This is a genomic window from Novosphingobium sp. PASSN1 (assembly GCF_002278815.1).
Genome location: NZ_NKIS01000010.1, coordinates 45,222 through 57,693, shown reverse-complemented (window position 1 = coordinate 57,693; position 12,472 = coordinate 45,222). Strand labels below are relative to the sequence as shown.

Genomic DNA, 12,472 nt, shown 5'->3' with positions numbered 1-12,472 from the left:
TTGGCTTGGGGGGACGAGACGTGGAAGCGGTGCTGATCCTGATCGTGGGGCTGGCGGTGGTCTATCTGGCCACCGGGATACGCGTGGTGCGCCAAGGCCATGTCTATACCATCGAACGGCTGGGCCGGTATTCGCTTGCTGCGCAGCCGGGGCTCCATTTCATCGTGCCGTTCATCGACCGGGTCGGTCACAAGGTGAACATGATGGAGCAAGTGCTCGATATTCCGGGGCAGGAGATCATCACGCGCGACAACGCGATGGTCGGCGTCGATGCGATCGTGTTCTTCCAGGTGCTCGATGCAGGCAAGGCGGCCTACGAGGTTTCGAACCTCTATGTCGCGATCATGCAGCTGACGACCACGAACTTGCGCACGGTCATGGGCTCGATGGACCTCGACGAAACGCTTTCAAAGCGGGACGAGATCAATGCGCGGCTGCTGGCGGTTGTCGATCATGCCACTTCGCCGTGGGGCCTCAAGATCACCCGCGTGGAGATCAAGGATATCCGTCCGCCTGCCGATATTTCCAACGCGATGGCCCGCCAGATGAAGGCGGAGCGCGAGAAGCGGGCGCAGATCCTTGAAGCGGAAGGTTCGCGCGCTTCGGAAATCCTGCGCGCCGAGGGTGAGAAGCAGGCCCAGATCCTCGAAGCCGAAGGGCGCCGCGAAGCCGCTTTCCGCGATGCCGAGGCGCGCGAGCGCGCAGCGGAGGCCGAAGCGCGGGCGACGACGGTGGTGTCTGACGCGATTGCCTCATCCGGCACGCAGGCGCTGAATTACTTCATTGCGCAGAAGTATGTGGAGGCCGTGAAGGAGTTCGCCACATCGCCCAACGCCAAGACGATCCTGTTCCCGATCGAGGCGACGCAGCTGGTCGGCGCCTTGGGCGGGATCGGCGATCTGCTGGGCGATGCCTTGAGCCCGAAGCCCGGCGCGCCTTCGCCCGCCAGCCCCCGCGTGCCGCGCGTGGTGCCGGCCCCGCCCCAGAATCCGGCTCCCCCTCCTCCGGTGCAGGGCTGATCCCGTGGCGCAGCTGGGCGAGCTTTTTGGTCTCCATTGGGGCTGGATGGCGCTGGGCGTGGCGCTGGCCATCGCCGAGATTGTCGCGCCGGGCTATTTCCTGATCTGGCTGGCGGCCGCGGCGCTACTGACCGGGCTGGTTTCCGCGGCCATGCCCATCGGCCTGGAGGCCGAGATCGTGCTGTTCGTGGTGCTGTGTGCGCTGGCGCTGGCGGCGGGGCGGCGCTGGGTGCTGCGCCATCCGGTAACGAGCGCGGACCCGATGCTCAACGACCGGGGCGGGCAACTGATCGGCCAGAGCGTGCTGGTCACCCATGTGATCGAAGGCGGCAGCGGGCGCGTGCGCCACGGCGATACCGAATGGCTGGTGCGCGGTCCCGATGCGCAGCCCGGCACGCGAATGCGCGTGACGGGGGCGGAAGGCACCGTGCTGGTGGTCGAACACTTGCACTGATCGCCCGCTTGCCGAGCGCGCGGTGCCTGCCCATATGCGAAAGCGAACCCCGTTTTCCTCCCCGAGACAGGACGATCCGATCCATGCCCGACAAGATGAACCTGACCGATGCCGAATGGCGCGCCCGGCTTTCGCCCGAGCAGTACCAGGTGCTGCGCCAGGGCGGCACCGAACGGGCCTTCACCGGCAAGTACGAGAAGAACAAGCTCACCGGCCAGTATCACTGCGCGGGCTGCGGCGCGCCGTTGTTCACGTCAGGCACCAAGTATGACAGCGGCTCGGGCTGGCCGAGCTTCACCGCGCCGGTCGAACCCGAAGCGGTCGACGAGCACCGCGATGTGAGCCACGGCATGGTCCGCACCGAAGTGCGCTGTGCGCGCTGTGATGGCCACCTTGGCCACGTTTTTCCCGATGGCCCGGGGCCGACGGGCCTGCGCTATTGCATGAACAGCGCCTCGCTCGATTTCACGCCCGAGGATTGAGCCGCGCAGCTGGCGACCTTTCGCCGTTTCGCTCATTTCGGTTTCTCCGGTGGCAATCGTCGCTTCCGGGTTAACCCTGTGTTCCAAATCGCCTATGCATGGGGTTGCGGACGGGAGCGCGAGTTGCACCCCAAGGTGCACCGCGGCATGTGGGAGCTGATGCAAAGCTGATGGCCAGACGGGACTTTCCCCGCCGCTCCGAGCCGGAGCGCGGCGCTTCGCGCCGTTCACAAGGCCCGCAGGAGCCTTCGTTCCTCCGTCGCTGGCTACGGCGACTGTTCGTGTGGGGCACTGCGTTCACGCTGCTGGGCGCGCTGGCGCTGGCGGTTGCCGTGTTCATCACCGAACGCTCGCTGCCCAGCTACGACAAGATGAAAACCTCGCAAAGCGGGCAGACCATTGTCGTGCGCGCGAGCGACGGGTCCGAGATTGTCACGCTGGGGCCAAGCTATGGCCGCTGGGTGCCCTACGAGCGCATTCCGGAAACCCTGAAGGACGCGATGATCTCGGTCGAGGACCGGCGTTTCCGCGAACACTGGGGCGTCGATCCGATCGGCATCGTGCGGTCGGTCATGGTGCGCATCCAGAGCGGGCATTGGCGGCAGGGCGGATCGACGATCACGCAGCAGCTGGCGCGCAACATCTTCCTCAACAACAGCCGCACGTTCGATCGCAAGATCCGCGAGGCGCTGCTGGCGATGGCGATCGAGCAGAAGTTCTCCAAGGACCAGGTGCTCGAACTCTATCTCAACAAGGTCTACTTCGGCGGCGGCGCCTATGGCATCGATTCCGCCGCGCGCAAGTTCTTCGGCCATTCGGGCGAGCAGCTCAGCCTTGGCGAAGCGGCGATCATTGCCGGGCTGGTGAAAGCGCCGTCGCACTATTCGCCCACGGCCGACGCCAAGGCTGCCGTGGATCGCGCCAAAGTGGTGGTGCAGACCATGCAGGAAGCGGGCAAGATCACCCCGGCACAGGCGGCGGCGGTCGATCTCAAGGGCGTGAAGCTCGCGGCCGAGCAAGGCCAGAACTCGGCGCGCTATTTCACCGATTGGGTGCTGCCGCAGCTTGATCTGCTGCTTCCGGACAACGACCAGCCGATCGAGGTATGGACCACGCTCGATCCCACGGCCCAGCGCGCCGCGACCGAGGCGATCCAGGCCAATGTGCCCAAGGGCTCGCAGGGGGCGCTGGTCAGCCTTGACCGCGATGGCGCGGTGCTGGCGATGATCGGCGGCACCGATTACGTCACCTCGAACTACAACCGCGCGGTCAATGCGGTGCGCCAGCCGGGTTCGGCATGGAAGCTGTTCGTCTATCTCGCCGCGCTGGAGGCCGGGTATACGCCCGATGCCAAAGTGGTGGACGAGCCGGTGACCATCGACGGCTGGAGCCCGCGCAATTCGGGCGGGACATATGCCGGGCCGATCGACGTGCGCAGCGCGTTTGCCTATTCCAAGAACACCGTGGCCGCGCAGCTGGGCAATGAAGTCGGCTTTGGCGCGGTGGCGCAGATGGCGCGCCGGTTTGGCATCACCACGCCGATCAACACGCTGCCTTCGATGGTGCTGGGTTCATCCGATGTGCGCGTGATCGATATGGTCCGCGCGTTTGCCGCCGTGCAGGCCAAGGGCAGCGCGGTGACGCCTTATGGCATCCGCAAGATCACCTCGACCGAAGGCGAAGTGCTCTACAGCCACCGGCAAGATCCGGCGCAGCAACTGGTGCCCACGTATGTCGCGGCGGGGATCACCGATCTCCTCCAGTCGGCCGTCAGCATCGGCACGGGCCGGGCCGCGCAGATCGGCCGTCCGGTGGCGGGCAAGACGGGGACGACGAGTTCGAACAAGGACGGGTGGTTCCTCGGCTTCTCCAGCGGGATCACCACGGGCGTGTGGATGGGCCGCGATGATGCGCACCCGGTGCCCGGCCTGCAGGGCGGCACCGCGCCCGCGCGCGCCTTTGCCGCCTACATGAAGGTCGCCACGGCCAAGCGCCCGCCTGAAAAGTTCGATACCGATCTCAAGCTGCCGCAGTGGCAGCTTGAGCCGGATGACGAGGTGATGCAGGCCAATCCCGACGGCTATTTCTATGCCGATCCGAATGGCAACATCGTGGAACCCGGTGCCCAGGGTGGAGCGCAGAACCGCGTGCCGGGCGCCGATGTGGCCGCGCCGGACGGCGAGCAGGGCATTCCCGTGCCCGATGGCGCACCAGCGGCGGCGGGGGATGATTTCCTCAACCGGGCCACCGGACGGCAGGCCGATCCCGCGCGCCCCCGCCCGCGTCCCTCACCTAGCCCCAAGCCGAACTAAGCGTTCTTCCGGCCCGTCCGGGGCACACAAGGGGGGCTGGCGAACGCGTGTCCGCCAGCCCCCCTTGTGTGGTGTGCCGGATCAGCGGATGCGGACGGGCATGTAGACCGGCGGCTGGCCGCGGCGCTGGATGCGCAGGAGCACTGCCTCGCGGTTCTCGGTCTTGGCCTGGCGCACGATGGCTTCGAGATCGGCGGCGGTCGCCACCGGCTTGTAGTTGGCCGAAAGCACGATGTCGCCGCGCTGGAGGCCCTTGGCCGCTGCGTCCGCCGAATCGTCGACCGCGGTGATGACCACGCCCTTGGTGTCCTCGGTCGCGCCGAGCTGGCGGGCGATCTGCGGGGTCAGCGGAATTGCGGCGATGCCGAGCGCCTGCTGCACCACCGGCCCTGCGGGCTTGCTCGGCTTGCCCTGATTCTGGCCTTGCCCGCCGAAGCTGTCACCGTCGCCCTGCTGGGCATCGGGATCGAAGGTCTGCTGCGCCAGCTCTTCCTCGCTCGGCCGCTTGCCGACGATGGCCTGCACCGTCAGGCGCTGGCCATTGCGGATGAGCTCGATCGGGATGCGCTTGCCGGGCGCGGTGTTGGCCACGATGAACGACAGCGTCTGATCCGGCGTCACGTCCTTGTTGTCGACCCTGACGACGACGTCGCCCGGTTGCATCCCGGCCTTGGCCGCGCCCTGATTGGGCTCGACCGACTGGATGAATTCGCCGCGATTCTTGGCGAGGCCAAGGCTGGCGGCAAGGTCATCCGAAAGCTGCTGGATGCGCACGCCGAGATAGCCGCGCTCGATCGCCTGACCGTTGCGCAGCTTTTCGACGATGGGGGCGGCGATTTCTGCCGGGATGGCGAAACCGATGCCGACGCTGCCGCCGGTGGGCGAGAAGATCGCGTTGTTGATGCCGATCACGTTGCCGGCCATGTCGAACATCGGCCCGCCCGAATTGCCCCGGTTGATCGAAGCATCGGTCTGGAGATAGCGATCATAGGCCGAGCCCGAGCCGGTGTTGCGATAGACTGCCGAGATGATCCCGCTGGTCACCGTGCCGCCGAGGCCGAACGGATTGCCGATGGCGATGATCCAGTCCCCCACGCGGGCGTGGCGCGAATCGCCGAACTTCACGAACGGGAACGGCTTGGTGCCGCTGATCTTGAGCACGGCTAGATCGGAAGCCGCATCGCGCCCGATGAGCTTGGCCGGATAATCGGTCCCGTCGGTCATGGTGACGGTGATCGATTCGATCTCGCCCTGTCCTTCGGCGGTGATCACGTGGTTGTTGGTGACGACATAGCCATCCGCCGAGACGACGAAGCCCGAACCGAGCGACTGCGCCTCGCGCGTCTGCGGCTGTCCGCCGCCGCCACCTTGGCCGCCGCCGAACAGATCGCTGAACGGGGTGCCCGCGAAGGGATTGTTGTTCTGCACCTTCACGCGCTGGCGGGTGGAGATGTTGACCACCGCTGGCTGGAGCTGCTGGGTCAGATCGGCAAAGCTGGCCGGAGCCCCGCCGCGCGGGACGACCGATTGCATCTGCGCGGAATCATTCTGCGCCACCTGGGCACCGGCAGGGAAGCCCGTCGTCAGGGTCAGCGCGCTGCCGGCGAGGAGCAGCGCCGTAGTCACTCCGTAAGCGTATCGCACTTGGCAATTCCTCTTCATGTCAGCGGCGGATCGCGGGAGGCCCGCGCACCTGGTCCCCGGCTTCCAATTCCGCGCATTGCTTTCACATCTCAGCGCCTGAACCGGGATTGAATAACACGTTCGGCCAGCAGCAGGAGCGCTTACTTGCCGCCCTTGAACTGGCGCAGATAGGCGTTGTCGGGCGAAAGCACGATCGAAGTGCTGCTGCCCTTCTGCGAGAATGTCGTGTCATAGCTCTGCATGGCGCGGTAAAAATCGTAGAAGTCCGGGTCTTTGCCATAGCTGTCGGCATACGTCTTTGCGGCCGTCGCCTCGGCTGTGGCGCGGATGATCTGCGCGTTCTTCTGGCCGCCGGCGCGGATGGTGGCGGCTTCCTGCTGGCGCGCGGTTTCCATGCGGGTAAAGGCGCTGTCGAGCGGGGCGCCATCGGGAAGATCGGCCCGCTTGATGCGCACGTCGATCACTTGCGCGCCATATTCGCGCGCTTCGCGGTCAAGCCCCTTGCGGATATTGACCATAGCCTGTCCGCGATCCGCGGTGAGCAGCGAGGCGAAAGTGCGCTTGCCCAGTTCCTGGCGCAGCGCCGAATTAAGGATCGGCGAAAGCTGCTCGGCGACGCGCGAAACTGTCCCGGCGGTCTGGTACATCTTGACCGGATCGATCACGCGGAAGCGGGCGTAGGCATCGACCTCGAGCCGGCGCTGGTCCGCCGAAGTAACCTGCTGGCGCTCCATCTGCACATCGAGCACGCGCTTGTCGATCCGCACCACTTGTTCGATGAACGGAACGCGCAGCACGATGCCTGCGCCGGTCTGGCCGAAATCGGTGTTGGGGCGGAAGCGGTTGACCACGCGGTTGGGCTCGCCCAGCCGCACGATCACAGCCTGCTCTTCTTCGCCCACCACGGTCACGCAGCTCAGGAGCACGACAAGAGCAACGGCCACTGCGATCAGCACGGCCTTCTGTTCCTGCCACAGGCGGATCAGGGTCTGTTCCATCTTAGCGGCGCTCCCCGGTTGCCGGTTCGGCAGGCGGCGTCTGCTTCATCCCGGGCAGGGGCAGATACGGCATGACTCCGGTGGTTTCGAGGATGACCTTGTCGGTCTGGCTGAGCACGCGTTCCATCGTTTCGTAATACATGCGTCGCCGTGTCACCTCGGGGGCCAGCTTGTACTGGGCATAGACCTTGTCGAACGCGGTCGCCTCACCCTGCGCGCGCTGAGTCAGCTGCTGGGCCCAGGTTTCGGCGCGGTTTACTTCGCTGCGCGCGTCCTGCTGCGCCGCCGCCACGTCCTTGAAGGCATTGACCACCTTGGCGGGCGGATCGGCCTTCTTGATTTCCACGCCCTGGATCTTCACGCCCGAACGGTAGGCATCGAGAATGCGCTGCATGCGCTCGCGCACACTGGCCTCGATCGAGGCGCGGCCAGAGCCCATCGCATCGTTCAGCGTCACTTCGGCGATGGACTGGCGCATCGCGGCTTCAGCCACTTCCTTCACCGTCTCGTCAGGCTGGGCCAACTGGAAAGTATAGAGCTTGAGGTCCTTGATGTTCCAGCGGACGAGATACGTGAGATCGACGAGGTTCTGGTCGCCGGTCAGCATCAGGCGTTCGCCATCGCCTTCGGGGATCGAATCGCGGCGGATCGAGGTGACGTCTTCCACTTCGACCATCTGGATCGGCCAGGGCAGCGTGAACGAAACGCCGGAATCGATGGTGTGGCTATAGGCGCCCAATGTGGTGACCACGCCCTTTTCCTGCGGGGAGACGCGGTGAACCATTGTGGCACCCAGCCAGAGCAGGACCACGATACCAACGGCAACCGGCACCCATGAGCCGCCATCGGGGCGTGTCGGCAGCCGGAACCCGTTGCCTCCGCCGCCGCCACCGCCGCCACGGCGCTTGAACAGGTCTTCCAGCGTCTGCGTGCGGCGGCCATCGCCCGATGCAGGCGGCAGCCACGGATTGCGCGGGCCATTGCCGCCGCGCGGCGGCGGTGCGCTGTCCGGTGCAGCGTCTCCGCCCTCACCAGCAGGTGCATCGGCAGGTTCGCCGCTCCCCGCTTCGCCCGAGCCCCAAGGGCTTTTCTTGCCGGCCATGGCCAGGCCGATCCGCGACAGTCGTCCACCGAAAGAAATCATGAGAAGGACTATAGGTACGCTCTGCGGTTAAAAACAGTGTCTCCCTGCCAAAATTCCTCTGCTAGGGGGACGTCCGTTGGGGCAAGCGCCCTTCAGGCATGGGATAACGGCATTGAGCCTCGATCAGACGACACTGGAACAAGCCTTGCGCATGGCCGCAGGGGCGCGGTTGCAGACAGCGAAAGTGGACGGCGAAACGGCCTCCATCATCCTTGAAGTCAGCGGGCTGGACCGCGCTGGCCGCGACGCGCTGGAAGCGAAAGTGCGCGAAGCCGCGCGCGCTGCCGGGGCGGCGGACGTGCGTGTCGGCATGACGGCGGACCGTGTTACGCGGCGCAGCGTCGCGGTCGGTTCTGGCAAGGGCGGCGTGGGCAAATCGACGCTTTCGGCCAATCTGGCGGTGGCGATGGCGCGGCTGGGGCGCAAGGTCGGGCTGGTCGATGCCGATATCTATGGCCCTTCGCAGCCGCGCCTGCTTGCCACCGAAGGTCGCAAGCCCGAAGCCGAAGGCCAGAAGATGTATCCGGTGCCAAGCCCGTGGGGCGTGCCGATGCTCTCGATGGGGCACCTCGTGCAGCCGGGACAGGCGATCGCGTGGCGCGGGCCGATGGCGGGCAATGCGCTGGGCCAGCTGATCGATGCCCATTGGGGTGACGCGGAAATCATCGTCGTCGATCTGCCGCCCGGCACCGGCGACGTGCAGCTCACCATGCTGCAAAAGCACAAGCCCGCAGGCGCAGTGATCGTCTCCACTCCGCAGGATCTGGCGCTGATGGATGCGGCCCGCGCAATCCGGCTGTTCGAACAGGGCGATGTGCCGCTGATCGGGATGGTCGAGAACATGGCGGGCTATGTCTGCCCGCATTGCGGCGAAAGTAGCGATCCGTTCGGGCAGGGCGGCGCGGAAGCGGCGGCAAAGACGATGGGCCTGCCGTTCCTTGGCCGCGTGCCGCTGAACCTGGCGATCCGCCAGTCGAGCGATGCGGGTGAACCTTCGGCGGCGGGCGATGGGCCTGAGGCAGACATCTTCGCCGGGATCGCGCGGCAGGTGCTCGCCTGGCTGGACGCACCGCAGGGATGAGGCTCAGCCGGCGCGGGCTGCTGATTGGCGCGGGCGGCGCGGGCGCGCTGCTTGCTCTCTTCGCGCTTGCGCCGCGCCGCTATGCCAGCGCGCTGGTGGCGGGGCCGGGCGAACATGTGTTCGACAGCTTCATCCGGCTTGCCGCCGATGGCGCGATCAGCGTGGCCGTGCCGGTCTGCGAAATGGGGCAGGGGATCACTACCCTGATGGCGCAGATCGTCGCGGTCGAACTCGGCGCGGATTGGAAGCGCGTCGGCGTGGAGCCTGCGCCTGCCAGCCCGGTCTATGGCGATCCCGTGCTGGCCGCGCGCTGGGCTCCCTTGTGGCAACCGCGCCTGCTTCCCGCGCTGGCGGACAGCCCCGACGATTGGCTGGCGCGCGTGCATGCGGAGCGCGAACCGCTGATGATCACCGCCGAGGGCACGGCGCTGGCCGCGTTCGAAGCGCCACTGCGCGCGGCGGCGGCGGGCCTCAGGGCCATGCTGATGCAGGCAGCGGCGGCGAAATGGAACGTGGCGTGGGAGACATGCGACACCGCCGGACACTTCGTGGTGAACGGCAAGCAGCGTATCGCTTTCGCGGCGCTGATCGCGGATGCGGTGGCATACGATCCGCCCGATCCCCCCGCCTTGCGCGCGGAGCCTGCCAAGGAGCGGCCCGGCCAGTTCCCCGATGGCGCCCGCGCGCGCTTCCCCCGGCTCGATCTGCCCGTCAAGGCCGATGGCAGCTTCGTGTTTGCGGGCGATGTGCGTGTGCCGGGCATGGTCCACGCGGCCATTGTCCACGGACCGCAGGGCGATACCGTGCTTTCGACTTACGACGGCAAGGCGGCCAGCAAAGTGCCCGGCGTGGTCGGCGTGGTTCGCGCAAAGCGCTGGGTCGCCGTGGCGGCCAAGACCTGGCACGCCGCGCACAAGGCGGTGCTGGCGATGGAGCCGCGCTTTCGCGCAGCCGGTCGCATTGCCGATTCCTCTGCGCTGGACGCCCGCATCGACACCGCGCTGCGCAAAGGCGCAGGCACCCGCGTCATGGCCGAAGGCGATCCCGATGCTCTGCTCGCGAAGCCCAGCCTTACCGCGCGCTATGACATTGAGCCTGCGCTTCATGCCCCGCTCGAAACCGCGACCGCCACCGCGCGGCTGACGGGGGACAGGCTGGAGCTGTGGCTCGCCACGCAGGCGCCCGAACTGGTGCGGCGGCAGGCGGCGCGCGCGGCGGGGCTCTCGCGCCGCAATGTGGTGGTCTATGCGATGCACGCCGGCGGCAGCTTCGATGCCCGGCTCGATGCGCGCATCGCGGTGGAGGCAGTGCTGATCGCCAAGGCGCTGGGCCGCCCGGTGCAACTGATGTGGTCGCGCTGGGAAGAATCGCTTGCGGGCTATCCGCGCACGCCGCTTTCGGCGCTGCTGTCCGCCTCGATCGGGCCGGACAAGCGCCAGCTGCTGGGCTGGCGGACCCGGCTGGCGCTGCCCGCCACGGCCATCGAAGCAGGCGCGCGCCTGCTGGACGGGATGGACGCGCCCGATGCGCAGGCGACGGCGCAGGGCCGTGCCGATCCGCTGGCCTGCGCAGGCGCGATGCCGCTCTATGCGATCCCCGAACGCGCGGTCGATCACGTGCCAGTGGCGCTGCCGCTGCCCACCGCGCGGTATCGCGGCAATGCCCATGCCTATGGCGCTTTCATCACCGAAAGCTTCATCGATGAATGCGCCCATTTCGGCGGGGCCGAGCCGTTGTCCTATCGGATCGGTATGCTGACGGGGCAGCCGCGCCTTGCCGCCTGCCTGGTCGGCGCGGCGCGCATGGCGATGTGGGGCGGCGGGGCGGATGCCTCGGGCCAGGGCATTGCCTGCCACCGCATGGATCTGGCCGCGCCTGAAGGGCTGCGCAGCGGCTTCATCGCGGTCGTCGCCACCGCGCGGCAGGATGAAGGCGCGATCCGGGTCGATCAGCTCTCGGCATGGGTCGATCTCGGGCGGATCGTGAATATGGATATCGCGCGCCAGCAGGTTGAGGGCGGGATGCTGTTTGCGCTGGCGCAGGCGGTTGGCGGCAGCACCGGCTATGCCGCAGGGCTGCCGACGGCCGGGCGTCTTGCCCAACTGGGCCTGCCTCTGCTTGCCGATTGCCCGAAGGTTGATATTGCGTTTGCCGAGTCGGACGAGCATCCGTTCGATCCCGGCGAACTTGCGACCACTGCCGTCGCACCTGCCATTGCCAATGCGCTGTTTTCTGCCACAGGACTGCGCTTCCGCCGTCTCCCCCTGCTTTCTGAAGGCCTCTGATCAGCGCCATGGACCAACCTGCCGACCATCCCCGGGTACTCACCGGCAAGATCGGAGTGCTGCTGGTCAACCTCGGCACGCCCGACGCGCCCGATGAAGGCGCCGTGCGGCGCTATCTCGCCGAGTTCCTTTCCGACCGCCGCGTGGTGGAGATTCCGCAGATCTTCTGGCAGCCGATCCTGCGCGGGCTCGTCCTGCGCACGCGGCCCCGCAAATCGGCCCATGCCTATAGCCAGGTGTGGACCGAGGAAGGCTCGCCGCTCGCGTTTCACACTGCCGCGCAGGCACGCGCGCTGCAGGCGCGGCTGGGAGACGCCGCGATCGTGCGCCACGCCATGCGCTACCAGAAGCCCGCGATGGCCACCGAACTCGACAGGCTGCTGGCCGATGGCTGCGAGCGCATTCTCGTCGCCCCGCTCTATCCGCAATATTCGGGCGCGACGACGGCCAGCGCGCTCGATGCCGTGGCGGACTGGATCAAGGATCGCCGCCGCGTCTCGGCGCTGCGCACCCTGCCGCCCTATTTCGATGATCCGCTGATGATCACCGCGCTGCATACCGATCTTGCACGACAGATCGATGCGCTCGATTTCGCGCCCGAATTGCTGGTGCTGAGCTTCCACGGGATGCCAGAGCGCACGCTGCGGCTCGGCGATCCCTATCACTGCCATTGCCAGAAGACCGCGCGCCTGCTGGGTGAGCGGTTTGCCGCAACCCACCCTGAACTGAAGCTCGCCACCAGTTTCCAGTCGCGCTTCGGCCGCGCCAAATGGCTGGAGCCAGCGACCGACGACGTGATCAAGGTGCAGGCCGCCAACGGCATTCGCCGCATGGCCATCGCCGCGCCGGGCTTTTCGTCCGATTGCCTTGAAACCATCGAGGAACTGGGCATCCGCGGGCGCGAAGATTTCGAAGCGGCGGGCGGCACGCATTTTGCGGCACTCACCTGCCTCAATGCGGGCGATGCGGGCATGGACATGCTCGAAGCGCTGGTGCGGCGGGAGCTTGCGGGCTGGATCTGAAGCCCCCGATCTGAACCCACTCGATTGACAT

At 66.9% G+C, this 12,472-nt stretch carries 10 protein-coding genes; 7 read left to right on the top strand and 3 right to left on the bottom strand.

Annotated features, from left to right (window positions below; genetic code table 11):
* Nucleotides 1–20 precede the first annotated feature (20 nt).
* The 4 genes from CFE35_RS16330 (at nt 21) to CFE35_RS16315 (ending at nt 4,267) form a co-directional block, all read left to right on the top strand.
* A complete protein-coding gene (locus CFE35_RS16330) occupies nt 21–1,019 on the top strand; it encodes an SPFH domain-containing protein (RefSeq protein ID WP_292932111.1) in 999 nt (332 codons plus the stop codon).
* Between the two features lie 4 nt (nt 1,020–1,023).
* Nucleotides 1,024–1,473, top strand: coding sequence for an NfeD family protein (locus tag CFE35_RS16325; protein ID WP_292932110.1), 450 nt, complete (start codon nt 1,024–1,026; stop codon nt 1,471–1,473).
* 83 nt (nt 1,474–1,556) lie between these two features.
* A complete protein-coding gene (gene msrB / locus CFE35_RS16320; RefSeq protein ID WP_292932109.1) occupies nt 1,557–1,955 on the top strand; it encodes a peptide-methionine (R)-S-oxide reductase MsrB in 399 nt (132 codons plus the stop codon).
* A 170-nt stretch (nt 1,956–2,125) separates the two neighbouring features.
* Nucleotides 2,126–4,267 (top strand): transglycosylase domain-containing protein, encoded by a 2,142-nt coding sequence (locus tag CFE35_RS16315; RefSeq protein WP_292932108.1) that lies wholly within the window; start codon nt 2,126–2,128, stop codon nt 4,265–4,267.
* An 81-nt stretch (nt 4,268–4,348) separates the two neighbouring features.
* On the opposite strand, the gene CFE35_RS16310 is transcribed toward CFE35_RS16315, so the two are convergent.
* The 3 genes from CFE35_RS16310 to CFE35_RS16300 form a co-directional block, all read right to left on the bottom strand.
* The gene (locus CFE35_RS16310; RefSeq protein ID WP_292932107.1) at nt 4,349–5,929 is read right to left on the bottom strand and encodes a Do family serine endopeptidase; all 1,581 of its coding nucleotides are present in this window, start codon (nt 5,927–5,929) and stop codon (nt 4,349–4,351) included.
* 122 nt (nt 5,930–6,051) lie between these two features.
* The gene (locus CFE35_RS16305; RefSeq protein ID WP_292932106.1) at nt 6,052–6,909 is read right to left on the bottom strand and encodes a protease modulator HflC; all 858 of its coding nucleotides are present in this window, start codon (nt 6,907–6,909) and stop codon (nt 6,052–6,054) included.
* A 1-nt stretch (nt 6,910) separates the two neighbouring features.
* Nucleotides 6,911–8,011: a protease modulator HflK gene (locus CFE35_RS16300; RefSeq protein WP_292932105.1), complete on the bottom strand. Its 1,101-nt coding sequence runs from the start codon at nt 8,009–8,011 to the stop codon at nt 6,911–6,913.
* Between the two features lie 193 nt (nt 8,012–8,204).
* Here CFE35_RS16300 and CFE35_RS16295 point away from each other — a divergent pair, with 193 nt between their 5' ends.
* From CFE35_RS16295 to hemH, 3 genes are read left to right on the top strand one after another with little or no spacing between them, the layout of a single operon-like run.
* Complete coding sequence (locus tag CFE35_RS16295; RefSeq protein ID WP_292932331.1) at nt 8,205–9,134, top strand: Mrp/NBP35 family ATP-binding protein; 930 nt, start codon at nt 8,205–8,207, stop codon at nt 9,132–9,134.
* Nucleotides 9,131–11,419: a molybdopterin cofactor-binding domain-containing protein gene (locus CFE35_RS16290; RefSeq protein WP_292932103.1), complete on the top strand. Its 2,289-nt coding sequence runs from the start codon at nt 9,131–9,133 to the stop codon at nt 11,417–11,419. The genes CFE35_RS16295 and CFE35_RS16290 overlap by 4 nt, the downstream gene beginning before the upstream one ends.
* Nucleotides 11,420–11,427: 8 nt before the next feature.
* A complete protein-coding gene (hemH, locus tag CFE35_RS16285; RefSeq protein WP_292932101.1) occupies nt 11,428–12,441 on the top strand; it encodes a ferrochelatase in 1,014 nt (337 codons plus the stop codon).
* The last annotated feature ends 31 nt before the right edge of the window (nt 12,442–12,472 follow it).